This is a genomic window from Mycolicibacter hiberniae (assembly GCF_010729485.1).
In the GTDB taxonomy this organism is placed as follows: Bacteria; Actinomycetota; Actinomycetes; order Mycobacteriales; family Mycobacteriaceae; genus Mycobacterium; species Mycobacterium hiberniae.
In genome coordinates this window covers 2,348,987-2,372,988 of record NZ_AP022609.1, presented here as the reverse complement: position 1 = coordinate 2,372,988, position 24,002 = coordinate 2,348,987, and the positions used below count along the sequence as shown (strand labels likewise).

General features: G+C 67.0%; 21 protein-coding genes and 1 pseudogene. 13 read left to right on the top strand and 9 right to left on the bottom strand.

Annotated elements, in window-relative coordinates; all coding sequences use genetic code 11:
• Positions 1 to 21: 21 nt before the first annotated feature.
• Entirely contained in the window at positions 22 to 1,002 is a 981-nt protein-coding gene (locus G6N14_RS11180) for a D-2-hydroxyacid dehydrogenase family protein (RefSeq protein WP_179960829.1), read from the bottom strand.
• A gap of 362 nt (positions 1,003 to 1,364) precedes the next feature.
• Between G6N14_RS11180 and G6N14_RS11175 the strand changes: the two genes are divergently transcribed.
• Positions 1,365 to 2,621 carry a cytochrome P450 gene (locus G6N14_RS11175; RefSeq protein WP_085137473.1) on the top strand — a complete coding sequence of 419 codons (1,257 nt, stop codon included), beginning with the start codon at positions 1,365 to 1,367 and terminating at the stop codon, positions 2,619 to 2,621.
• Positions 2,622 to 2,637: 16 nt separating this feature from the next.
• Here G6N14_RS11175 and G6N14_RS11170 read toward each other — a convergent pair whose 3' ends face one another.
• The 3 genes from G6N14_RS11170 to G6N14_RS11160 all read right to left on the bottom strand — a co-directional run bounded on the left by G6N14_RS11170 (position 2,638) and on the right by G6N14_RS11160 (position 5,999).
• Positions 2,638 to 3,432 carry a L,D-transpeptidase gene (locus G6N14_RS11170; protein WP_109559939.1) on the bottom strand — a complete coding sequence of 265 codons (795 nt, stop codon included), beginning with the start codon at positions 3,430 to 3,432 and terminating at the stop codon, positions 2,638 to 2,640.
• 129 nt (positions 3,433 to 3,561) lie between these two features.
• Positions 3,562 to 3,756: a CstA-like transporter-associated (seleno)protein gene (locus tag G6N14_RS11165; protein WP_085137477.1), complete on the bottom strand. Its 195-nt coding sequence runs from the start codon at positions 3,754 to 3,756 to the stop codon at positions 3,562 to 3,564.
• Complete coding sequence (locus G6N14_RS11160) at positions 3,732 to 5,999, bottom strand: carbon starvation CstA family protein (RefSeq protein WP_085137479.1); 2,268 nt, start codon at positions 5,997 to 5,999, stop codon at positions 3,732 to 3,734. The genes G6N14_RS11165 and G6N14_RS11160 overlap by 25 nt, the downstream gene beginning before the upstream one ends.
• A 118-nt stretch (positions 6,000 to 6,117) precedes the next feature.
• Between G6N14_RS11160 and G6N14_RS11155 the strand changes: the two genes are divergently transcribed.
• The 4 genes from G6N14_RS11155 (at position 6,118) to G6N14_RS11140 (ending at position 11,530) form a co-directional block, all read left to right on the top strand.
• Complete coding sequence (locus G6N14_RS11155) at positions 6,118 to 6,876, top strand: SDR family NAD(P)-dependent oxidoreductase (protein WP_085137481.1); 759 nt, start codon at positions 6,118 to 6,120, stop codon at positions 6,874 to 6,876.
• A gap of 21 nt (positions 6,877 to 6,897) precedes the next feature.
• Positions 6,898 to 9,063 (top strand): acyl-CoA dehydrogenase family protein, encoded by a 2,166-nt coding sequence (locus G6N14_RS11150; RefSeq protein WP_085137483.1) that lies wholly within the window; start codon positions 6,898 to 6,900, stop codon positions 9,061 to 9,063.
• 76 nt (positions 9,064 to 9,139) lie between these two features.
• A complete protein-coding gene (gene poxB, locus G6N14_RS11145; RefSeq protein WP_085137485.1) occupies positions 9,140 to 10,876 on the top strand; it encodes a ubiquinone-dependent pyruvate dehydrogenase in 1,737 nt (578 codons plus the stop codon).
• Positions 10,877 to 11,062: 186 nt separating this feature from the next.
• Complete coding sequence (locus G6N14_RS11140) at positions 11,063 to 11,530, top strand: 2-isopropylmalate synthase (protein ID WP_085137487.1); 468 nt, start codon at positions 11,063 to 11,065, stop codon at positions 11,528 to 11,530.
• 31 nt (positions 11,531 to 11,561) lie between these two features.
• On the opposite strand, the gene G6N14_RS11135 is transcribed toward G6N14_RS11140, so the two are convergent.
• Positions 11,562 to 13,040 (bottom strand): cytochrome P450, encoded by a 1,479-nt coding sequence (locus G6N14_RS11135; RefSeq protein ID WP_085137489.1) that lies wholly within the window; start codon positions 13,038 to 13,040, stop codon positions 11,562 to 11,564.
• Positions 13,041 to 13,204: 164 nt separating this feature from the next.
• On the bottom strand, positions 13,205 to 14,680 hold the full coding sequence (locus G6N14_RS11130) for a cytochrome P450 (protein WP_085137490.1): 1,476 nt from the start codon (positions 14,678 to 14,680) through the stop codon (positions 13,205 to 13,207).
• A gap of 165 nt (positions 14,681 to 14,845) precedes the next feature.
• On the opposite strand from G6N14_RS11130, the gene G6N14_RS11125 reads away from it, so the two are divergent.
• Together G6N14_RS11125 and G6N14_RS11120 are read left to right on the top strand one after the other, a co-directional pair.
• The gene (locus G6N14_RS11125) at positions 14,846 to 15,448 is read left to right on the top strand and encodes a TetR/AcrR family transcriptional regulator (RefSeq protein WP_234809042.1); all 603 of its coding nucleotides are present in this window, start codon (positions 14,846 to 14,848) and stop codon (positions 15,446 to 15,448) included.
• Between the two features lie 80 nt (positions 15,449 to 15,528).
• Positions 15,529 to 16,404, top strand: coding sequence for an SDR family oxidoreductase (locus G6N14_RS11120; RefSeq protein WP_085137494.1), 876 nt, complete (start codon positions 15,529 to 15,531; stop codon positions 16,402 to 16,404).
• A 23-nt stretch (positions 16,405 to 16,427) separates the two neighbouring features.
• Here G6N14_RS11120 and G6N14_RS11115 read toward each other — a convergent pair whose 3' ends face one another.
• Complete coding sequence (locus G6N14_RS11115) at positions 16,428 to 17,603, bottom strand: AAA family ATPase (protein WP_085137496.1); 1,176 nt, start codon at positions 17,601 to 17,603, stop codon at positions 16,428 to 16,430.
• A 402-nt stretch (positions 17,604 to 18,005) separates the two neighbouring features.
• On the opposite strand from G6N14_RS11115, the gene G6N14_RS11110 reads away from it, so the two are divergent.
• The 4 genes from G6N14_RS11110 to G6N14_RS11095 all read left to right on the top strand — a co-directional run bounded on the left by G6N14_RS11110 (position 18,006) and on the right by G6N14_RS11095 (position 21,377).
• A complete protein-coding gene (locus G6N14_RS11110) occupies positions 18,006 to 18,245 on the top strand; it encodes a redoxin NrdH (RefSeq protein ID WP_085130350.1) in 240 nt (79 codons plus the stop codon).
• Positions 18,246 to 18,301: 56 nt separating this feature from the next.
• Positions 18,302 to 18,760, top strand: coding sequence for a class Ib ribonucleoside-diphosphate reductase assembly flavoprotein NrdI (gene nrdI / locus G6N14_RS11105; protein ID WP_085137498.1), 459 nt, complete (start codon positions 18,302 to 18,304; stop codon positions 18,758 to 18,760).
• A complete protein-coding gene (gene nrdE, locus G6N14_RS11100) occupies positions 18,727 to 20,898 on the top strand; it encodes a class 1b ribonucleoside-diphosphate reductase subunit alpha (RefSeq protein ID WP_085137500.1) in 2,172 nt (723 codons plus the stop codon). The genes nrdI and nrdE overlap by 34 nt, the downstream gene beginning before the upstream one ends.
• A gap of 95 nt (positions 20,899 to 20,993) precedes the next feature.
• Complete coding sequence (locus G6N14_RS11095) at positions 20,994 to 21,377, top strand: VOC family protein (protein ID WP_085137502.1); 384 nt, start codon at positions 20,994 to 20,996, stop codon at positions 21,375 to 21,377.
• A gap of 7 nt (positions 21,378 to 21,384) precedes the next feature.
• Here the strand turns inward: G6N14_RS11095 and G6N14_RS11090 are convergent, their stop codons facing one another.
• A complete protein-coding gene (locus G6N14_RS11090) occupies positions 21,385 to 22,059 on the bottom strand; it encodes a winged helix-turn-helix transcriptional regulator (RefSeq protein ID WP_085137504.1) in 675 nt (224 codons plus the stop codon).
• A gap of 153 nt (positions 22,060 to 22,212) precedes the next feature.
• On the opposite strand from G6N14_RS11090, the gene G6N14_RS11085 reads away from it, so the two are divergent.
• Positions 22,213 to 23,022, top strand: coding sequence for a class I SAM-dependent methyltransferase (locus G6N14_RS11085; RefSeq protein ID WP_085137506.1), 810 nt, complete (start codon positions 22,213 to 22,215; stop codon positions 23,020 to 23,022).
• Positions 23,023 to 23,055: 33 nt separating this feature from the next.
• Here the strand turns inward: G6N14_RS11085 and G6N14_RS21525 are convergent.
• Positions 23,056 to 23,151 (bottom strand): annotated as a pseudogene (locus G6N14_RS21525) (DUF5997 family protein); the annotation flags it as partial.
• 93 nt (positions 23,152 to 23,244) lie between these two features.
• Here G6N14_RS21525 and G6N14_RS11080 point away from each other — a divergent pair.
• On the top strand, positions 23,245 to 23,979 hold the full coding sequence (locus G6N14_RS11080; protein WP_133054959.1) for a hemerythrin domain-containing protein: 735 nt from the start codon (positions 23,245 to 23,247) through the stop codon (positions 23,977 to 23,979).
• The last annotated feature ends 23 nt before the right edge of the window (positions 23,980 to 24,002 follow it).

Below are 24,002 nucleotides of genomic sequence, written 5' to 3'. Positions count from 1 at the left end.
TGAATTTGGCGCGGGCGGACGTCACGGATTTATCAGCCGCCGCGGTTCGCCTAGGCAATAACCGGCGATTCCGTCGACGATATCGCGATAGAAGATGTTCATGCAGTTCTCGGTCACGTAACCCAGATGCGGGGTCAGCACGGTGTTGCGCAGCGCGGTCAGCGGGTGATCGGCCGGCAGCGGCTCCCGGTCGTAGACGTCGAGCCCCGCACCGCGAATGCCGGCCGTGCGCAGCGCGTCGATCAGCGCATCCTCATCGACCAACCCGCCCCGTGACGTGTTGATCAGGATTGCGCTGGGTTTCATCGCGGCCAGCTCCATCCGGCCGACCAGCCGGCGGGTCGAATCGGAGAGCACCAGGTGCAGCGACACCACATCGGCGGTCTCGAACAGCGTGCGCCGGCTGACCAGCTCCACCTGGGCCGCGGCGGCGCGCTCGGGGGTCAGGTGCGGGCTCCACGCGATCACGCGCATGCCGTAGGCGCGGCCCACCGCCGCGACCCGCCGGCCGATACGGCCCAGTCCCACCAGCCCCAGCGTCGCGCCGGCGAGATCGGCGCCGACGGTCTGCTGCCACCGCCCGGCCCGCAGCGCCGTGTCCTCGACGATCAGATGACGCTGCAGGGCGTGGATCAAGGCCCAGGTGAGTTCGACTGTCGGCGCGATGGTGCCGTCGGTTCCGCACACGGTGACCCCCAGGCGGTGGGCGGCGGCCACGTCGATGGCGGCGTTGAACGCGCCAGTGGTCATCAGCAATTTCAACGCGGGCAGCCGGGCCAGCAGCCCGGCTCCGATCGGCGTTCGTTCTCGCATCGCCACCACCACTTCGCAGTCGGCCAGGCGGACGGCGAGTTCGGCATCGGAGCTGATGTGCTCCCGGATCGCCAGCAGCGTGACGGGACGCGGGATGGTCGACCAGTCCACCGTTTCGGCGATGCCCTGGTAGTCATCGAGCACCGCGATGCGCAGCCGCGGTGTCCCGGCGGGCAAGTCAGAACGCATCGCCTTGAGTGTGCCAGAGCAGCCATGCCACGGCTTGCCTGAATCAGCTACGTCCCCAGGATCGGTGGCATACGATCGCCTCTGCGAGAAGGGGGCCATGGCGTGCAGCACCCGACCGTCGGCGGCGTTGGCATTGCGCTGCAGGGCGTCATCCCGGTCCCGCCCACCGGGCTGTCGCGTGAGCGCGTCTGTGCGCCACGCTTCTGTGCGCGCGCGCCGCTGAGCGGCGGCTGCCACCGGATCCGGCCCGAGCGACGGGCACTGTGCGCCGGCCTTTTTCGGTGTCCCCGCACCGGTCTGCGTCATCGGCGGTGAACGTTCGGGCCGGCAGACGCCGGTAGGCGAGAGCGAAAGGGAGCGCGATGACCGAGACCCAGCGCCTGTTACCGGAGGGGTTCGACTTCACCGATCCCGGCCTCATCGGCGAGCGGGTTCCGCATGAGGAGTTCGCGCTGCTGCGCCGTTGCGAACCGATCTGGTGGAACGCGCAGCCGTTCGGCGTCTCCGGCTACCCCGACGAGGGCTACTGGGTGGTCACCAGGCACGCCGATGTTCGGGCGGTATCGCTGCAGGACGAGGTCTTCTCCTCGCACGAGAACAGCTCCCTGATCCGCACCAACACCACCACCAATCAAGAACTCCACGACGCCAGCCGCGACAACATCATGTTGTTCCTGGACGGCCCCAAGCACGCCAAGCTGCGCAGGATCGTCTCACGCGGATTCACGCCCCGGGTGGTCGCCGATATGCGGTCCGCACTGGACCGGCAAGCCCGCGAAATCGTTTCGGCGGCCGCTGAGCGCAACACCGGCGACTTCGTCACCGACGTCGCCTCGCAACTGCCACTGGCGACCATCTGCGAGCTGATCGGCGTTCCAGCCGCCGAACGCCGCCAGGTCTTCGACTGGAGCAATCGTCTGGTGGGAGGCGGCAACGGCGACGCGGACGCCGGGGCCGACGGAATCCAGGCCTCCGCCGAACTTTTGGGATACGCCTACCAGATGGCCGAAGACCGCAAGGCCCGCCCGCGGGACGACATCGCGACCGCCCTGGTGACCGCGACCATCGACGGTGAACAGCTGACCCCGCTGGAATTCGGCTATTACGTGATGATGCTGATGGTGGCCGGCAACGAGACCACCCGCAACGCCACCTCGCAGGGGATGCTGGCATTCTTCGACCACCCGGATCAATGGCGGCTGTTCGTGGAGCAGCGGCCCGCCACCATGGCCGACGAGGTGGTCCGCTGGGCGACGCCCGTCATCTCCTTTCAACGCACCGCCCTGCGCGATGCCGAACTCGGCGGGGTGCTCATCGGCAAGGGCCAGCGGGTCGGTATGTTCTACGGCTCGGCCAACTACGACGAGGAGGTCTTCGACCACCCGTTCACGTTCGACATCCTGCGGAGCCCCAACCCCCACTTGGGTTTTGGGGCACCGGGCGCGCACTACTGTATTGGGGCCAACCTCGCCCGGATGCAGATCGACCTGATCTTCGGCGCCCTGGCCGACATCGTTCCCGACATTCGCCGGCTTGGTCGCCCGTCCCGGTCGGTTTTGCCGTGGATCAACGGGATCGATGCCATGCCGGTGGAATTCGGCGGCGCGTCGGCGTCCTAGAGGCAGCGACACGCAATCACTCCGTGATGATCACCGGGTCGCCGATGTTGACCCGGTCGAAGTACCACTCCGCGTCGGTGGGGCTCAGTCCGATGCAGCCGTGGCTGACGTTCTCCAGTCCCAACGAACGCAGTGCCCAGGGCGCGGAGTGGACATAGAGCCCCCGCCGGGTGATGCGTACCGCGTGCTCGACCTCGAAGCGGTAGCCCTCGGCGGAGTCGATCGGGACGCCGACGCTGCTGGAGTCCATCACGACCTTGCGGTCCTTGGCCAGCACGGTGTAGTTGCCGGTCGGCGTCTCGTATTCGGTCTTGCCCATGGTGGCGGGCAGCACCCCGTCCTCGCCCCAGTGCGGGCGGTGGTGCGGGGTGGGCAGCGGGCCGGCGTCCTCGCCGTCGACGGTCACGGTGAAGGTGTGTGCCGAGATGCTGGCCACCCCCACCACCTTTGCGCGCGTGCTGAAGTCGACGGATCGCTTGCCCACCGACAGTGCCACGGTGCTGTGCGCCGGCCAGTATCGGTCGGGGATCCACTGCACCTCGGTGTCATCGACCCAGTCGAAGCTTCCGGTCATCGGCGGGTTGGAACGCACCGCGATGCTGCGCTCTGCGGCGCTTCGGTCGCTCACCGGTGCGGAGAACGTCACCACGACCGGGTGCGCGACGCCGACGACAGCGCCCGACGCCGGCTGGATCGAGGCGATCCCGGTCACTGGGGGCTGCGTGGCGGCGGCGGAACTCAGTCCGGGCGTCACGAGCGTTGTGACCGCGACACCGATCACCACCATTGCAGATCGCACGGATGTCCACATCGTCGGCATACCTTCCCCATCTTCTGACTTGGGTTATCGCCGTTGATGCTAGGGAGGTTCGTGCCGATAGTCCGTGAGCACATGCCCACGAGACGGTCAAGGCTTCATTAAGGTTTGGACACGGTGGGATCAGCAGCAGCGCGCCCCGGGAGTGGCGTCATGGCGGCGCCGCCAGTAGTCGCGCTCGGAGAGCACCGGTTCGCCGGGATGCGCGCGGTGCCGGTACTCCAGGTAACGACGGTAATGGTTGTCGCCCAACAGCGATGACCAGTACCAGCCGATGTGGCGGGCGGCCCGCCCTAACCCGCGGAACGGGCGTCCCATTGCGCCTGCACCTCCCGCTCGGCGGCCGTGGGGATCAGTCCGGCCGGGGCGAACCGGCGCGACGGCACCGGTGGCGGTTCGGCGGTCGACGCTGCACCACGAATCGCCCGCAGTGACACCACGATTGCAGCGATCACCACCACTGCCACCAGGACGGCGAACAGAATCGACAACGTGCCCTGGACGAAGGTGTTGCGCACTACGTCATGCAGTTGTTCGGCGTTGGCCGCCGATCCGAACGATGTCTCGCCGGCCCGCTCGGCGGCCCGGTAGGCGAAGTGCTGCGTCCAGTAACCCACTCGGGGGTCTCCGGAGAAGATCTTCTGCCACGATGCCGTCATGGTGACCGTCAGATCCCACAGCAGTGGAATGCCTGGCACCAGAGCCCATTTCAGACCAAAGCTGCCCCGGCTCTTCTTGATCACGATCACGGTGACCACGGTCAGCGCGATGGCCGCCAGCAACTGATTGGCGATACCGAACAGCGGGAACAGGGTGTTGATCCCGCCGAGCGGGTCGGTAACGCCCATCAGCAGAATCGAACCCCAGCCGGCTACCACGGCCAGGCTGCACGCCCACGCCCCGACCCGCCAACTCGGGTTCGCCAGCCGGCGCAGGGGGCCGCCCAGGTTGCTCAGCGCGTCGGCGAGCATGAACCGTGCCACCCGGGTGCCGGCGTCGACGGTGGTCAGGATGAACAGGGCCTCGAACATGATCGCGAAGTGGTACCAGAAGGCCTTGAGTCCCGGCCCGCCGAACACCTGACCCAGCACGTCGGCCATCCCCAGGGCCAGGGTCGGGGCACCGCCGGTGCGCGAGACGATGGACTGTTCGCCGACGGCGGCGGCCGCATCGGCGATCTGTTCGCCGGTCACCGGCGCACCGCTGAGACCCAGCCCGTTGACGTAGGCGGCGGCGCTCGAGGCGGTACCGCCGGTTGCGGCGACCGGTGCGTTGAGCGTGAAGAACAGATGCTGGTCCAGAACCGACGCGGTGATCAGCGCCATCACCGCCACGAAAGACTCGGTGAGCATGCCGCCGTAGCCGATCAGGCGCATCTGGCTCTCTTTTTCCAGCAGCTTGGGGGTGGTGCCGGAGGCGATCAGCGAGTGGAATCCGGACAACGCGCCGCAGGCGATGGTGATGAACAGGAACGGAAACAGCGAACCGGCGAACACCGGCCCGTCGCCGGTGCGGGCGAACTCGGAGATGGCCGGAGCGGCCATCACCGGGTGGGCGATCACGATGCCGACCGCCAGCAGCGCGATCGTGCCGACCTTCATGAAGGTCGACAGGTAGTCGCGCGGGGCGAGCAGCAGCCACACCGGCAGCACCGAGGCGGCGAAGCCGTAGCCGATGATGCACCAGGACAACGTCACCGGAGACAGCGTGAACCATGCTGTGCCCCAGGAGGTGTCGGCGACCCACTTGCCCGCGGCGACAGCGCCGAGCAGGGCGACGACCCCGATCACGGAGACCTCGGAAACCCGGCCTGGCCGCAGGAACCGCAGGTAGAACCCCATGAACAGGGCGATGGGAATTGTCATCGCGATGGAGAACACGCCCCAGGGACTGACCGCCAATGCCCGGACCACGATCAGGGCCAGCACCGCGATCAGGATCACCATGATGACCAGCACCCCGATGATTGCGGCGGCACCGCCGATCGGGCCGAGTTCCTCGCGGGCCATCTGGCCCAGCGACCGGCCCCGTCTGCGTACCGAGCACCACAACACCAGGTAGTCCTGCACGCAGCCGGCCACCACCGCGCCGATCACGATCCAGATGGCGCCCGGAAGGTAGCCCATCTGGGTGGCCAGCACCGGGCCCACCAGTGGGCCCGCACCGGCGATTGCGGCGAAATGGTGGCCGAAGAGCACCCGGCGGTCGGTCGGCAGATAGTCGGTGCCGTCCTCGAAGATCTCTGCGGGGGTGGCGTGGTCATCGCGCGGGCGCACGATGCGATGTTCGATAAGCCTTGCGTAGAAACGGAATCCGATGATATAGGTGCACACCGCGGCGACCACGAACCACACGGCGTTCACCTGCTCGCCCCGGGCGAACGCTATCGATGCCCACGCCACGGCTCCTGCGACGGCGAGCCCGCCGAACACCAGTTTGTGGCGTGCGGAGATCGGTGAGCGGTCGATGACCGCTACCGGGGGCAGCTCCGGGTCGGTATGCACATAGGTGACCGACCCGTCGCGTCGTTCCACAATCTCCGGCGCGGTCGGTGCGGCCACGTGTACCTCCTGGGGGCCTTCTAGCGATGCCCGAGGGGCAGCGGTTTCCGAGCGGAACGATAGCTTGTCCTAGATTCTCAACTACTAGATTTTCCGTAACGGTGGCGAAGGGGTGTACATGGACATCAACGGCAAGAAGGTCATCATCGTCGGCGGCGCCTCCGGCATGGGGCGTGCCTCCGCGGAGCTGTTGGCCTCCCGGGGAGCCGACGTGGCGATCCTCGACCGCGAGGGCTCGGAGGGTAAACAGGTCGCGGACGGGTTCGGCGGGACCTTCTACCCGGTGGACATCACCGACTTCGACGGCACCGAGCAGACCCTGGCCGCGGCGGTCGAGGGCCTGGGCGGGCTGCACGTCATCGTCACCACCGCCGGCGGCGGTATCGCCAAGCGCACCTTGTCCAAGTCCGGCCCGCACGACCTGGAGTCCTTCCGCGCGGTGATCGACCTGAACTTGATCGCCACCTTCAACATCAACCGGCTGGCCGCGGCACACATGAGTACCAACGAACCCGAAGACGACGAGCGCGGCGTCATCATCAACACGGCCTCCATCGCCGCCTTCGAGGGGCAGATCGGCCAGGTCGCCTACACCGCCGCCAAGGCGGGCGTCGCCGGTATGGCCCTGACCATGGCACGTGACCTCGGTTCGGTGGGCATTCGGGCACTCGCGATCGCGCCGAGCCTGTTCGCCACCGGCCTGACCAAGGGCATCCCGGAGGAGTTCGCCACGGCCCTGACCAAGGACGCGGCGTTCCCCAAGCGCCTGGGCCGGCCGGAGGAGTTCGCGAAGCTGGTTGCCGCTGTCGTCGACAACCCGATGCTCAACGGCCAGTGCCTGCGCCTGGACGCCGGCCAGCGCTTCGCCCCCAAGTAAACGAAGACCAGGAGATTTCCCATGGGAATTGGAATAACCGACGACCACCGCGAACTGGCCGACGTGGCCCGCGGTTTCTTGACCGCGCAGAAGGCCCGCGCGGCCGCGCGTGCGCTGCTGGACGCCGACGACGAGGCACTGCCGTCGTTCTGGAGCGAACTTGCCGCGCTGGGCTGGCTGGGCCTGCACATCGGTGAGGAGTACGGCGGCTCGGGCTTCGGGCTGCCCGAATTGGTGGTGGTGATCGAGGAGCTCGGCCGCGCGGTGGCCCCGGGACCATTCGTCCCGACCGTCATCGCGTCGGCGGTGATCGCCGCGGCCGGCACCCCCGAGCAGCAGGCGCGTCTGCTCCCGGGGCTGATCGACGGCTCCGTCACCGCCGGGGTGGGGCTGGCCGGTGACGTCGTCCTGGACGGCGGGGTGGCCTCCGGTGACGCGGGGTTGGTGCTGGGCGCGGGCCTGGCCGACCTGTTGCTGGTCGCCGCCGGCGAGGACGTGCTGGTGCTCGAGCGGGATCGGGCGGGAGTCAACGTCGACGTGCCGGGCAACCTGGACCCGACCCGCCGGTCCGGGCGGGTGACGCTGACCGGTGTGGGGGTCAGTGCCGATGACACGCTCTCCGGCGGGCGCGAGTCTGCGCTCGCGCGCGCCCGGCTGGTGTTGGCGGCTGAGGCGGTCGGCGGCGCCGGCGACTGCACCGACTCGGCCGTCGAGTACGCCAAGGTGCGCGAGCAGTTCGGTCGCACCATCGCCACCTTCCAGGCGATCAAGCACCATTGCGCCAACATGCTGGTCGCCGCAGAGTCTGCGACCGCCGCGGTCTGGGACGCCGCACGCGCCGACGGCGAGGACGAGTTCGCTTTCCGGTTGGCCGCCGCGGTCGCCGCCACGCTGGCGTTCCCCGCCTACGTGCGCAACGCCGAACTCAACATCCAGGTGCACGGCGGTATCGGATACACCTGGGAGCACGACGCCCACCTGCAGCTGCGCCGCGCCCTGACGGTGCAGGCGCTGTTCGGCGGCGATGCCCCGGCCCAGGCGGTCTTCGACAGCGCCGCAGCCGGCATCACCCGGTCCAACAGCCTGGACCTGCCGCCCGAGGCAGAGGAGCTGCGCACCCGCATCCAGGCCGACGCCGCCGAGATCGCAGCGCTGAGCGCCGACGAACAGCTGGATCGGCTGATCGCGACCGGCTACGTGATGCCGCACTGGCCCAAGCCGTGGGGCAGGGCAGCGGACGCCATCGAGCAGCTGGTGATCGAGCAGGAGTTCAGCGCCGCCGGTATCACGCGGCCTGACTACTCGATCACCGGTTGGGTGATCCTGACCCTGATCCAGCAGGGCACCGACTGGCAGATCGAGCGATTCGTGGAGAAGGCGCTGCGCCAGGAGGAGATCTGGTGCCAGCTGTTCTCCGAGCCCGGCGCCGGCTCGGATGCCGCCGCGGTCAAGGCCAAGGCAACCCGGGTCGAGGGCGGCTGGAAGATCACCGGCCAGAAGGTGTGGACCTCCGGGGCGCACCTGTGCCGGCGCGGCCTGGCCACCGTGCGTACCGACTTCGAGGTGCCCAAGCACGCCGGAATCACCATGGTGATCGTCGACATGCACGCCCCCGGTGTCGAGGTGCGGCCGCTGCGTCAGATCACCGGCGGCTCAGAGTTCAACGAGGTGTTCTTCAACGACGTCTTCGTTCCCGATGAGGACGTCGTGGGACAGGTCAATGAAGGCTGGAAGGTGGCCCGGGCCACGTTGGGCAACGAGCGGGTGAGCATCGGTGGGGGCGGCGGCTTCACCGCGGGGATCGACCAGCAGCTGATCGCCCTGGCCCAGCAACACCGCCACGCAGTGGCCGACGCGGAAGTGCGGATCGGCCGGTTCGTCGCCGACGAGCACGCGCTGCGGTTGCTGAACCTGCGCCGGGTGGCGCGCAGCATCGCCGGCGCAGGGCCGGGCCCGGAGGGCAACGTGACCAAGCTGAAGCTGGCCGAGCACATGGGGGACGGGGCGGCGATCGGAGCGGCGTTGCTCGGTCCCGATGTGGCCCTGGACGACGGCCCGGGTGCGCTGGCCGGCCGGATGGTGATGGGAGCGCGCGGTATCGCGATCGCCGGCGGCACCTCGGAGGTGACGCGCAACCAGATCGCGGAGCGAATTCTGGGCATGCCCCGCGATCCGCTGATCAAGTAGCGTTTGCCGGTGTGCGTGCCGGGGGTATCACCCTTCGGCACGCACACCGTTGCAGCCTCGCTTGAGGAGGACGGACATGGCTACCGTCGCAGATCATGTCGTCGCCACCCTCCACCGCAGCGGGGTGCAGCGCATCTTCGGGATTCCCGGCGACAGCCTCAACGGGCTCACCGACGCGATCCGCCGGGCCGGCGACGTCGCCTGGGAACAGGTGCGCCACGAGGAGTCCGCTGCTTTCGCCGCAGCCGCGGAGGCGGCGCTTCGCGGTCGGCTGTCGGTATGCGCCGGCAGTTGCGGACCGGGCAACCTGCACCTGATCAACGGCCTGTTCGACGCGCATCGCAGCAGGGTGCCGGTGCTGGCGATCGCCGCCCACATTCCGCTGGCCGAGATCGGCTCCGACTACTTCCAGGAAACCCACCCGCAGGACCTGTTCCGGGAATGCAGCGTCTACTGCGAGCTGATCGGCGGGCCCCAGCAGGCGCCGCGCATCCTGGACCTGGCGATGCGGGCGGCGGTCGAGGAGAACGACGTCGCCGTCGTGGTGGTACCGGGTGAGATCCTCGGCCACCGGCTCGACCAGACCGCCTGGGGAGTGCGCCCGGTGCTGCCCACCGCATCGGTGTGCCACCCCGACGCGCACGCGCTGCGCGCAGCCGCTGCGATGCTCAACGCGGCCGGCAACGTGACCATCCTGGCCGGCGCCGGGGTAGCCGGCGCCCACGACCAGGTGATCGAGCTGGCGCGCACCCTGCAGGCCCCGATAGTGCACGCCCTGCGGGGCAAGGAGTACATCGAATACGACAATCCCTACGACGTCGGCATGACCGGGCTGCTCGGATTCGCCTCCGGCTACAAGGCGATCCGGGAAGCCGATGTGCTGCTGATGCTCGGCACCGACTTCCCCTACCAGCAGTTCTATCCCGACCGTGCGCAGATCATCCAAGTCGATATCCGTGGCCGCAACCTCGGCCGGCGCACTCCGATCGACCTCGGGTTACGCGGTCGGGTCGCCGACACCGTGGGCGCGTTACGGCCGCTGCTGGTGGACAAGACCGACTCCGCTCACCTGGAGAAATCGCTCAAGCACTACCGCAAGACCCGCCGGGGACTCGACGCGCTGGCGTCCAACGATCGGGACCGCACCCCGATACGTCCGGAATACGTTGCCGCGGTGGCTGATCGGCTTGCCGCCGACGACGCGGTGTTCACCGTCGACGTCGGCTCGCCGGTGGTGTGGGCGGCGCGCTACCTCACCATGAACGGGCCACGACGGCTTATCGGGTCGTTCAACCACGGCACCATGGCGTGCGCGCTACCGCATGCGATCGGCGCCCAGTCGGTGGACAAACAGCGTCAGGTTGTCGCGTTGGCCGGCGATGGGGGACTGGCCATGGGGTTCGGTGAGCTGCTCACGCTGATGCAGAATCGCTTGCCGGTCAAGGTGATCGTGTTCAACAACTCGTCGCTGAACTTCGTCGAGCTGGAGATGAAGGCCGCCGGCATCGTCACCTTCGGCACCGAGTTGACCAATCCGGATTTCAGCGCCGTCGCCGCGGCCCTGGGCATGTTCGGGCGGCGGGTGGAGCAGCCGGGGCACCTCGAGGCGGCACTGACCGAGGCCTTCGCCTACGACGGTCCGGCTGTCGTTGACGTGGTGACCGCCCGCCAGGAACTGACGATCCCCCCGGCCATCACCGCCGAACAGGCCAAAGGGTTCTCGCTCTACGCGATCCGCACCGTCCTGGCCGGTCGCGGCGACGAACTGCTGGATTTGGTGAGCACCAACGTGGCGCGTCGCATCTTGAGTTGAGCCGATACGGGCGTCGGCCATAAATCTCTTGCACACCGGTCGCAGCGGCCACTAGCCTGGTGTGATCATGCGTCATCTTCTCGTAGTAGCCGGCACCCGCAGCGGGGTCTGATCCAAGACCGACCCCCGCTGTGGGTCGGAAGCTACTACCCGTCGGTCGCTCTCCCGAGAAGAAAAGACCGCACCATGAGCAGCACATCCTTTGCGGACCAATTCCAGACCCGGCTCCCGCGCGAACTGCAGGATCCGGCCGCCCAGCTCAGCTGGGACGGTTTCGTGGCGGCCTATGGCCGCTGCGCCGGGCCCCTGCGGCTGGGCCGGTGGCGCTGCCTGGACGCCGACCGGCCCGCGGCACGGCTGGGGCTACGGGGCCGCACCTACCAGGCGACGATCGCCCTGGGAGACCGAACCGGCACCTGCACCGCGGCGGCGCACGGCCCGCTGGCAGCGCTCACCGAGATGCTGTACGAGCGCGGAATCACAGTGGAAATTCTGGGGTTTCATCAGCTTGGTTGCGGCAACGAGATAGCAACCTTCATCCACGGGTCCAATGGCCGGACGGCGGCCTGGGCGGTGGGCTTCGCGCCCGACGCCGGGGCATCGGCTGTGGATGCCGTCGTCACGTGCGTCAATCGGCTGTTGACGGCAGGGTGAGCGACGTCAGCGTGGCGAGCGGCGGCGGAAACTAAAGCCGGCGCAAGACGATCGGCATCCCGTCCGCCGGAATGGGCATGCCGCCGTAGTCCCAGCGTGTCTGATAGTCGGGACGCGGCAACTCCAGCCGGTACCGTCGTAGCAACCGGTGCACGATCGCCTTGACCTCAAGCCGACCGAAGGTCATGCCGATGCACTTGTGCGCACCGCCGCCGAACGGACTGAACGCGTAGCGGTGCCGCTTGTGCTCGCTACGCGGTTCGGTGAACCTGTCTGGGTCGAATTTCATTGGTTCCGTCCACAACTCAGGAAGACGGTGGTTCACTCCCGGGTAGGCGATGACATTGGTGCCCTCAGGCAGGAAGTAGCCCAGGAGTTCGGTGTCGCGGACGGTCTGGCGCATCGCCCACTGCACCGGCGTTACCAGGCGGATTGATTCGTCCATCACCAAATCCAGCGATTCCAGCTTCTCCAGGGACTCGATGTCGAGCGGTCCATCGCCCAGGCGATCCGATTCGTCACGGCAGCGTTGCTGCCATTCCGGGTTGCGGGCCAGGTTATAGACCATGGAGGTGGCTGCCGACGTCGACGTGTCGTGGGCTGCCATCATCAGAAAAATCATGTGGTTGACGATGTCGGTGTCGGAGAATCGGTTGCCGTCCTCGTCTTCGGCATAGCACAGCGCCGTGAGGAGGTCGTCGCCCTCTTTGCCGCGGTGTTCCTGGACCCGGGCGGTGAAGTAGTCCTCCAGGAGCGCACGGGCCTTGAGGCCACGCCACCATGCGAAGGGCGGCACGCTGGTTCGGATCACTGCGTTGCCGGAGCGGGTGGTCGTGGTGAACGCCTTGTTGACCTTCGTGACCAGCTCATGGTCGGTGCCGGGCTCATGTCCCATGAACACCAGCGCGGCGATGTCGAGGGTGAGTTCCTTCATCGCTGGGTGGAGCAGGAAGCGGGGGTCATCGGTGACCCAGTCGTCGGCGATCACCTGGGAGGCGACCCGGTCGATCTGTTCGACGTAGCTGACGAGGCGGGGTCGGACGAACGCCTCCTGCATGATCCTGCGATGGAACAGGTGTTCCTCGAAATCCAGCAGCATCAGCCCCCGGTTGAAAAACGGCCCGATCACCGGGACCCATCCCTGTTGCGAATAGTCCTTGTTGCGGTTGGAGTAGATGGCCTGCGTCGCATCGGGTCCCAGCGCTGCAACGGTGGGCAACACAGGCGAATCACCGAACAACAGTGGGCCGTGAGTGTGGTACTGGCGCATCAGGTAGTCCGGGCCGCCGCGCAGCCACTCGATCATGTGCCCCAGGATGGGCAGCCCGGAGTCGCCGAGGACCGGCTTGAGGCCACTGCCTGGGGGCGGCTCGGCGAGCTTCTTCTCCGGGAACTCCATGTTCAACAGCCGCTTTTCCAGCGCCCCCATACCGGGAAAGTTGTTGAACGACGGCGTGAACCGGCGCTTGGCCTGGTCGATCAGATACTGCGGCGTGCTGATCGTCGTCACTGACGCTCCTTTGACGCGCCCGACGGGCTGTGGCGCCCGTCACTTGATCGCCAATCCTTGGATCAAACTTGACGACTGTCAAGGCTGATCGCAGCGTGGCGACGCGCGAAGTCCCGAGCCGCGTGGCGCGGGCGTGTCAGGAGCTGATGTGCCAGGTGCGGGAACTAGAGCCGGCGCAGCACGATCGGCATCCCGTCCATCGGGATGGGCATGCCGCCGTAGTCCCAGCGCGGCTGGTAGCCCGGGTGGGCCAGCTCGATCCGGTACTGGCGCAGCAACCGGTGCAGCACCGTCTTGATCTCGAGGCGGCCGAACACCATTCCGATGCACTTGTGGGCACCGCCGCCGAACGGGGCCCAGGCGTAGCGGTGCTTCTTGTGCTCCGAGCGCGGCTCGAGGAACCGCTCGGGGTCGAACTGCCGCGGGTTGGTGTAGAGCTCGGGCAGCCAGTGGTTCATCCCGGGCCAGGTGACCACGTTGGTGCCGGCCGGCACGTAGTAGCCCAGCAGGTCGGTGTCGCGCACGGTTTGGCGCATGTTGAACGGCAGCGGGGTCACCAGCCGCAGCGACTCGTCCATCACCAGGTCGAGGGTCTCCAGCTTTTCCAGGGCCTCGATGTCCAGCGGCGCGTCGCCATGCCGGGCCGATTCGTCCCGGGCCCGGTCCTGCCAGTCCTGGTGGGCGGCCAGGTGGTAGATCATGGTGGTCACGGTCGAGGTGGTGGTGTCGTGAGCAGCCATCATCAGGAAGATCATGTGGTTGACGATGTCTTCGTCGGAGAAGCTGTTGCCGTCGTCATCCGCGGTGTGACAGAGCACTGTCAGCATGTCGTTGCCCTCGGCGTTACGGCGCTCCTTGACCCGCTCGACGAAGTACTCCTCGAGCAGCTTCCGGCCCTGCAGACCCTGCCACCATTTGAACGGCGGCACCCCGGTGCGGATGATCGCGCCGCCGGCCCGGGTGGTCTGCTCGAAGGCGCGGTTGACCTTGGTGACCAGCTGGTGATCGCTGCCCGGCTCGTGGCCCATGAACACCACCGATGCGACGTCGAGGGTCAGTTCCTTCATGGCCGGGTACACCAGGAAGCGGTTGTCGTCGGTGGGCCAGCCGGCCACGATCGCCGACGCCACCCGGTCGATGTCCTCGACGTAGCTGGCCAGCCGGGGCCGGGTGAAGGCGGACTGCATGATCCGCCGGTGCGCCATGTGCTCGTCGAACTCCAGCATCATCAGGCCGCGGTTGAAGAACGGCCCGATCACCGGGAGCCAGCCCTTCTGCGAAAAGTCCTTGTTCTTGTTCGTGAAGATCGTCTGGGTGGCGTCCGGTCCCAGCGCGACGATCGACGGCAGGATGGGCGAGTCGGCGAAGGTGATCGGTCCGCGCGTGTTGTACAGGTGCAGCGGGAAGTCCGGGCCCTGGCGGAACATCTCGACGATGTGCCCCAGCAGCGGCAGACCGGAGTCGCCGACGATGGGCTTGAGGCCGCTGCCCGCCGGGGGAGCCGCCAACGTCTTCTGCGGCCAGTCGACGCTCATCAGCCGCTTTTCCAGCAACCCCATCCCGGGGATGGTGTTGACTGTGGGGACGAAGCGGCGCTTAGCCTGGTCCAGCAGGTAACGCGGCGTGCTGATCGTGGTCACAAACGCTCCTTAACAGCCCGGACGGAATTGTGGCAACCGTCACTTGGCCCTCATCTTTGGATTAAAATTGACGCCTGTCAAGTTTGAATCCGGTGCGGCGTGATGCAAGGTGCAAAGGTGAACACTGAGGATGACGTGGGCGGGCGGTCTTCCGACGATCAGCCGATGCGGCGGGGTGACAAGCAACGTCAGGCGATAGTTCAGGCGGTACGGGAACTGCTGGAGGAAAAACCCTTCGCGGAACTGTCTGTGAGCACCATCAGCGACCGGGCCGGGGTGGCCCGCTCGGGGTTCTACTTCTACTTCGACTCCAAGTACGCGGTACTGGCGCAGATCCTCGCCGAGGCCACACATGAGCTCGAAGAGCTGACGCAGTACTTCGCGCCGCGGGGCGCTGACGAGTCGCCGGCGGAGTTCGCGCGGCGCATGGTGGGCAGTGCGGCAGCGGTCTACGCCCACAACGACCCGGTGATGTCGGCGTGCAACATCGCGCGCAACAGCGACGCCGAGATCCGCGAGTTGCTCGACGCCCAGATCGACGCGGTGATCGACCAGGTCGTCGCTGTGATCACCGACGAGATGGCCGCCGGGACGGCGAATCCGATCAGTACGGACCTTCCGGCGCTGGTGCGTACCCTGGCGGCCACCACCGCCTACATGCTCTCCGGCGACAGCGCGTTCCTGGGTTCCTCCGGGGATGTGGGTCGTGGGGTGGAGGTGCTCGAGGCACTGTGGCGCAACGCCCTGTGGGGCGGCCGCGTGGATTAGGCGCGGCGGCCCCGCGCGTGCCGCCGTGTCCCGGGGGATCGGGGCATCGGTGCGCGATACCGCCGGTATCGTCTGCAGCCATGACACGCCTAGGGCAGTACTACCGGGGAAAGCGGTGCTTCATCACCGGAGCGGCGAGCGGGATCGGACGGGCCACCGCGTTGCGGTTGGCTGAGTATGGTGCCGAGCTGTACCTGACCGACCGCAATGCCGAGGGCCTGGCCGAAACGGTCGCCGACGCACGCGCTCTGGGCGCGCTGGTGCCCGAGCACCGGGCGATCGACGTCGCCGACTACGACGCTGTCGCCGCCTTCGCCGAAGACATTCATGCGCGGCACCCCGCCATGGATGTCGTGATGAACATCGCCGGGGTGTCGGCGTGGGGGACCGTCGACCGGTTGACCCACCAGCAGTGGCGAAAGATGGTCGACATCAACCTGATGGGCCCGATCCACGTCATCGAATCGTTCCTGCCGCAGATGGTGGCCGGCGGCCGCGGCGGCCACCTGGTCAATGTGTCCTCGGCGGCCGGAATCGTGGCCTTGCCCTGGCACGCCGCCTATTCCGCCAGCAAGTACGGCCTGCGCGGCGTGTCGGAGGTACTGCGCTTCGATCTGGCCCGTCACAAGATCGGGGTGTCGGTGGTGGTTCCGGGCGCGGTCAAGACCGGGCTGGTCAACACCGTCGAGATCGCCGGCGTGGACCGCGAGGACCCGCACGTGGAGAAATGGGTGGGCCGCTTTGCCGGTCACGCCGTGTCGCCGGAGAAGGCGGCGGACAAGATCCTGGCCGGCGTGGCCCGCAACCGCTACCTGGTCTACACCTCCGGCGACATCCGGGCGCTGTATGCCTTCAAACGGCTGGCCTGGCTGCCCTACAGCGTGGCCATGCGCCAGGCGAACGCCCTGTTCAGCCGGGCACTGCGGCCGTCGCGGTCGGCCCTGCCCGGTTCCTGATCCGCGCACCTGCGCCAGGAACCTCAGCGGCGGCCCCAGTCCCACGCCGGGGTGTTGAGCAGGCCCAACCCGGCGACCCGCGTCTCGCCGAAGTCCTTGTACACCTCGATCTCGGCGGTGTCGTGGCGGTCGGCCTCGGCTACGGGCACCGCCCCGAGCAGTTCGGGCATGGTCCGCGCGTGGGTGACCACCACAACCTGGGTTCGGCCTGCTGCGGCCCGGATGAGCTCGGTCAGCGGTGCCACCAGGTCGGGATGCAGGGAGGTCTCCGGCTCGTTGAGCACCATCAGCGACGGTGGCTGCGGGCTCAGCAGCGCGGCGGCCCACAACAGGAAGCGCAGGGTGCCGTCGGAGAGCTCGGCGGCCCGCAGCGGCCGCAGCATGCCCCGTTGCCGCAGCTGCAGGTCGAACAGGCCGTCGTGCGAGCTCACCGCGAGCGTCGCGCCGTCGAAGGCCGCCGCCACCGCGCGAGCCAACGTGTCGTCGCCGGATTCGATGATGGTCTGCACCGCCGCGGCCAGGTCGACGCCGTCGCCGGCCAGGACCGGGGTGCGGGTCCCCACCTGTGGCCGGCGCACCGGTGCGCCGGCGTCCACCCGGAAGCCGTCATAAAAGCGCCAATCCCGCAGGCGGTCGCGGACCGCGGCCAGCTCCGGATGTGCCGCGGGGTGGGCGAATTCGGCGAGCACGCTGCGATAGGCGGGCAGGGTCCGGGAGAGTTCCCGGTCACCGGAGTCGGTGCTGGCGTGGGCATAGGCCCGGGTACGGTTCACCAACGTGGCGCCGCGCCGGGGCACCGGACCGGCGAAGACCACTTCACGCTTGATCTCCGGATCGTGGGCGAACGCCGAATCGCCACCGGACTGCGGTAGACCCAGATCGAGCAGGTAGCCGAAGTCGTCGGAGGCAAAGCCCAGCTCCAACGAGACAGGCCGGGTTCGACGGGTGCCCTGCTCGACTCCGCTGCGACGCGTTTCGCCGAGTTGCTCCGGGCCGGCCCACAGCACCGACTCCAGGCCGCCCTCGCGGGCCAGGGAGCCGATCACCTCGCCCCGGCCGCTATCGGCCAGTAGCCGCAGCGAGCGGTAGAGCGATGATTTGCCGGTGCCGTTGGCTCCGGTGACGACGGTGAGTCGACGCAGCGGCAGGACCACCTCGCGAAGCGAGCGGTAACCGCGGACCGCGACGGTGGACAGCATGGCTGGGAGGCTACCGGCATTTGCTGGGCAGGCGGAGGCGGTGCTGCGGCCGGGCGTTGTTGTCGGTGGGTGCTGATAGACCTGTCGGCATGAGAGATCAAAGACCGTTTTGTGATGTTCGACACGCCGGGGCGCGGCCTGTCGCAGGCTTACAACCAGCGAATTTCAAGAATGTCGTTCGGAACATCTAGTATTGCTTCTCATGGGGAGCCACTAGGTGTAGTGTTTCAAGCACCGACAGACCCCGGATCGCACGGCTGTCCGAACCGCGGCCACAGGCACCGAATCGGTGTCCCGAGCTGCGGCGGAAGCCGAAAGTCCAAGGCCTTGGCGGCCTACCGAGCGTAGTACCTGACCCGTCATCCGTTTGTCGTCGACAATTCGCTGAGGAGCCTGTCGCCCATGAGCATCACCGTCTACACCAAGCCCGCTTGCGTGCAGTGCAACGCGACGTACAAGGCGTTGGACAACCAGGGCCTCGCCTACGAGAAGGTCGACATCTCGCTGGACTCCGACGCCCGCGACTACGTGATGGCGCTGGGCTACCTGCAGGCCCCGGTGGTGGTGGCCGGTGGCGAGCACTGGTCGGGCTTCCGCCCGGACCGCATCAAGGCGCTGGCCCAGACCGCGCTCAGCGCGTAGCCCGGTTGCCGGGTCTGGTGCGGGTGGAGTCTGACTGAGAGCTGAAGGGGGGCGCCATGCCTGCGGATTCACCATGCAGCCTGGTGTATTTCTCCTCGGTGTCGGAGAACACCCACCGCTTTGTGCAGAAGCTGCACCTGCCGGCCATCCGGATCCCGCTGCACGGACGCATCGAGGTGGACCACCCCTATGTGTTGGTCCTGCCGACCTACGGCGGCGGACGTCAGCAGCCCGAGGGCAATGAGGGCGGCTACGTACCCAAGCAGGTCATCGCGTTTTTGAACAACGAACACAACCGGCGGCTGATACGCGGCGTGATCGCGGCCGGCAACACCAACTTCGGTGCGGAATTCTGCTACGCGGGCAACGTGATCTCCCGCAAGTGCGGCGTGCCGTACCTGTACCGATTCGAATTGATGGGAACCGACGAGGACGTCCAAGCCGTCCGCGCGGGCTTGGACGACTTCTGGAAGGACGAGGCATGTCACCGACCGCTGCAACTGCAGAGCAGGTAACCACTACCCCCCGCAGCGCTCCGGTGGGCGAGCTGGACTTCCACGCGCTCAACGCGATGCTCAACCTGTACGACAGCGACGGCAAGATCCAGTTCGACAAGGACGTGCTGGCCGCCCGTCAGTACTTCCTGGAGCACGTCAACCAGAACACGGTGTTCTTCCACAATCAGGACGAGAAGCTCGACTACCTGATCCAGAAGGAGTACTACGAGCGCGAGGTGCTCGACCAGTACTCCCGCAACTTCGTCAAGTCGCTGCTGGACCGGGCCTACGCCAAGAAGTTTCGCTTCCCGACGTTCCTCGGGGCGTTCAAGTACTACACCTCCTACACGCTGAAGACCTTCGACGGCAAGCGCTACCTGGAGCGCTTCGAGGACCGCGTGTGCATGGTGGCGTTGACGTTGGCCGCCGGTGACACCAGGCTGGCCGAACAACTCGTCGACGAGATCATCGACGGACGCTTCCAGCCCGCCACTCCGACGTTCCTGAACTCCGGCAAGAAGCAGCGTGGCGAGGCGGTCAGCTGCTTTCTGCTGCGCATCGAAGACAACATGGAATCGATCGGCCGGTCGATCAACTCCGCCCTGCAGCTGTCCAAGCGCGGCGGGGGAGTGGCGCTGCTGCTGACCAACATTCGTGAGCACGGCGCCCCGATCAAAAACATCGAGAACCAGTCTTCCGGGGTCATCCCGATCATGAAGCTGCTGGAGGACTCGTTCTCCTACGCCAACCAGCTCGGGGCCCGCCAGGGCGCCGGGGCGGTGTACCTGCACGCCCACCACCCCGACATCTACCGCTTCCTGGACACCAAGCGGGAGAACGCCGACGAGAAGATCCGGATCAAGACGCTGAGCCTGGGCGTGGTGATCCCCGACATCACCTTCGAGCTGGCGAAGAAGAACGAGGACATGTACCTGTTCTCGCCCTACGACGTCGAGAAGTTCTACGGCGTTCCCTTCGCCGATATCTCCGTCAGCGAGAAGTACTACGAGATGGTCGACAACTCGGCGATCCGCAAGACCAAGATCAAGGCCCGCGAGTTCTTCCAGACGCTGGCCGAGTTGCAGTTCGAGTCCGGCTACCCCTACATCATGTTCGAGGACACGGTGAACCGGGCGAACCCGATCGCCGGCAAGATCACCCACTCGAACCTGTGCTCGGAGATCCTGCAGGTGTCCACCGCGTCGGAGTACAACGACGACCTGTCGTATGCCAAGGTGGGCAAGGACATCTCCTGCAACCTGGGCTCGCTCAACATCGCCAAGGCGATGGACTCGCCCGACTTCGGCCAGACCATCGAGGTGGCCATCCGGGCGCTGACCGCGGTGTCGGACCAGACCCACATCTGGTCGGTGCCCTCGATCGAGCACGGCAACAACGAGTCGCATGCCATCGGTTTGGGCCAGATGAACCTGCATGGCTACCTGGCCCGGGAACGGATCTTCTACGGGTCCGATGAGGGCATCGACTTCACCAACATCTACTTCTACACCGTGCTCTATCACGCTCTGCGCGCGTCGAATCGCCTTGCGCTGGAGCGGGGTAAGGCTTTTGCCGGCTTTGAGCAGTCCAAGTACGCCACCGGCGAATTCTTCGACAAGTACACCGAGGGGGTGTGGGAGCCCAAGACGGCGCGGGTGCGCGAGCTGTTCGCCGACGCGGGAATCCGGATTCCCAACCAGGATGATTGGCGCCGGCTCAAAGAGTCGGTGCAAACCCACGGCATCTACAACCAGAACCTGCAGGCCGTTCCGCCGACCGGGTCGATCTCCTACATCAACCACTCGACGTCATCGATCCACCCGATCGTGGCCCGCGTCGAGATCCGCAAGGAAGGCAAGATCGGCCGCGTCTACTACCCGGCGCCGTATATGACCAACGACAACCTGGAGTACTACCAGGACGCCTACGAGATCGGCTACGAGAAGATCATCGACACCTACGCCGCGGCCACCCAGCACGTGGACCAGGGGCTGAGCTTGACGCTGTTCTTCAAGGACACTGCGTCCACCCGCGACGTGAACAAGGCGCAGATCTACGCCTGGCGCAAGGGAATCAAGACGCTGTACTACATCCGTCTGCGCCAGATGGCGCTGGAAGGCACCGAGGTCGAGGGCTGCGTGTCCTGCATGCTGTAGGGCCGTTCGAGACGAGTCGCAGGCCGGGGGTTATTGCCCCTGGCCTGCTTCTTTGTTCAGAGACGCCGTGGTAGTGGCGTGGATATGGTGGCGGCGTGACCCGGATCAGCCCCTTTCTCATGTTCCAGGGCGGAACCGCCACCGCCGCGATCGAGCTGTACCTGGCCGCGTTCCCGGGAGCCACGGTGATCTCCTCGACGCCGCACCCAGACCCAGCCGCCGGCATCATGCTGGCCGAGCTCGACCTGGCCGGGCTGCGGGTGCTGGTCAGCGACAGCGCGGTCACGCATGGCTTCGACTTCACCCCGTCCAGCTCGCTGTTCGTGGACGTCGCCGACCGTGCGGAGTTGGAACGGCTGGTGGCCGCGCTGGGGGAGGGCGGTGCCACGTTGATGCCGCTTGGTGAGTACGGCTTCTCCACCGCGTTTGCCTGGATCAACGACCGATTCGGAGTGTCCTGGCAGCTCAACCTGCCCTGAGTGATATTCAGGCCGGCCGGGGCACCGAGGCAGCTCGGCCCTGCCCGATCCAGGTGGGGATGGCTCGACGCACATCGGTGGATCCCGACAGTGCGACACTGCCGTCACGCATGGCATCTGACCAACCGAGATCGCCTCGCCAGATCCGGGTCAGGACCGGCAGGCTGGTCTCGACGGTGCCGGTCACCTCGTAACCGGGGTCGAAGTCGCACACCTCGGCTTCGCCGTTCGCGACCACCAGCCACCATCGCGACGCCTTGGCCGCCACCCCGCCGAGCGTGAATTCGAGCGTGGTGCGTGACCGCGGCCAGTCACCGATCGGGATGGTGCGGCGGATATCCCAGAACAGCAGGTGCGGGTCGAGGTCGGCGTCGCCGAGGTCACCGATCCAACGTATCCCCCACGCGGTGAGCGCCTCCACCGTGCCCGCCAGATCTTTGCCGCACGCGGTGAGGGAATACGTTGCGCGGCCGTCGATTTCGGTGCGCTCGACGACACCGGCGCGGACCAGCGACTTGAGCCTCTTGGAGAGCAGCGCCGGCGACATCTTGGGGACGCCACGGCGCAGATCGTTGAAGTGGGTGCTGCCGAGCAGCAGTTCGCGGACCACCAGCAGTGTCCAGCGTTCGTCGAGCAGCTCCATGGCCTTGGCCATGGGGCAGAACTGGTTGTATCCCGACATCTGCGTACCTTTCGTGAATCACCCGAATCTATGGTCTCGCAGCCGGCCTGCCCAGTACAGATTCTGTAGCGCGGTCGGTACAGATCTGGAACTGGAGGCGTGCGCCGGGCGGACCGACGATGGGTTCACCGGGTACGAGAGGAAGCAGAATCGATGAAAGCTGTAGTGAACGACATTGAGGCCAAGCACCGTGCGCTGTGGGCGTTAGGCGACTATGCGGCGATAGCCACCGAAGTTGTGGCGCCGTTGGGTCCGGAACTGGTGAGCGCCTGCGGGATCGGGCCGCGCGACCGCGTGCTCGACGTCGCCGCGGGAACCGGCAATGCGGCGATCCCCGCCGCGGCCACCGGCGCCCACGTCCTGGCCAGCGATCTCTGCCCGCAATTGGTGCAACGCGGGCGCGAGACGGCCGCGGAACGCGGTGTCGTGCTGGACTGGCGCGAGGCCAACGCCGAGGCGCTGCCGTTCGACGACGATGAGTTCGACGTGGTGATGTCCTGTATCGGCGTGATGTTCGCACCACACCATCAGTCGGCTGCCGACGAGCTGATCCGCGTCTGCCGCACCGGTGGCCGCATCGGTGTGATCAGTTGGACGCCCGAGGGTTTCATCGGACAATTGTTCGCCACCATGAAGCCGTACGTGCCTGCGCCCCCGGCGGGGGCCGCTGCGCCGCCGCTGTGGGGCAGCGAACCCTACGCGCGCGCCCTGCTCGGGGAGCAGGTTGCCGATGTGGCGACGCAACGTCGCGAACTGACGGTCTCCGCCTTCTCCGACGGTGCCGCTTTTCGTGACTATTTCAAGGCGAACTACGGACCGACCATCGCGGCCTACCAGGGAATCGCCGGCAACCCGGATCGCGTGGCTGCACTCGACGCCGACATCGCGGCGTTGGGCGATCGCGCGCTGCGGAGCGGGTCGATGGGGTGGGAGTATCTGCTGCTGACTGCGCGGAAATGCTGATTCTTGCCGGTGGTAACCCTGCGGCTTCCTGTATCAGTCCTCGCGAGCTTGGTCGGCATGCAGCGCCTTGATGCGCCGCGGTTTGCCATCGAGCAGCTGGACGATCTGCTCGGTGGTCAGCGCATCCTGGCGCAAGTCATCCACCAGTGGACTACCAGTGCGCTCTGCCATCGTTCGCGACGAGGACGCCCGAATGGGCTTCCCTGAGGCAGAGGAGTCTTTGTGACCGTGTTGTTGCCTGGCCAGGCCGCCGCCCCCGAAGGGCCCGCTGACCTGCGGATGATGTATGTGATGCACCACGGGTTCCGGCGTGACCTCACGCACTTCTGCATCGCCGTGCGCCGCACACCGTTCTCCGACGGACGCACCTGGCGCGCCCTGTTGGCGCGGTGGGACCTGGTGTCCACCGTGCTGCACGATCACCATCACAAGGAGGACGTGGTGCTCTGGCCGCTGCTGCGGATGCGCGCCGAGGCCGATGGCGACGCCCACGCACTCGCCGTCCTGGACGCCATGGACACCGAACACGATCAGATCGACCCGCTGCTGCTCCGGGTGCGAGCCGGTCTCGAGGCGATGACGATCGGCGCCGGCACGCCCGATCGGGAGACGCTGACCTTGGCTGTCGACGAGGCCTACGCCGGCCTCACCGGTCATCTCTCGCACGAGGAACGCGATGCGAATGTGGTGCTGCAGGCACGGATCGGGGGCGAGGAGTGGGACCATCTCGAGCGGACGAAGTTGCGGGGCGGCATGAGCGCCCGCGAGCTCACGCAGATGCTGCCCTGGGCCTTCAAGGATCTCCCGGATCCGATGGCCTCCGAGCTGCTCGCCGAGGCTCCGCTCCCGCTCCGGGCGATGCTGCGGATCGGGCGGCGTCGTTTCCAGCGGCTCGACGACGCCGCGTTCGTCGCGGTGCCGGCGGGCACGACCGTGGGCACGAGCTTGGTGCGCTGAACCGGCGGTTCAGCGAGGCTCGC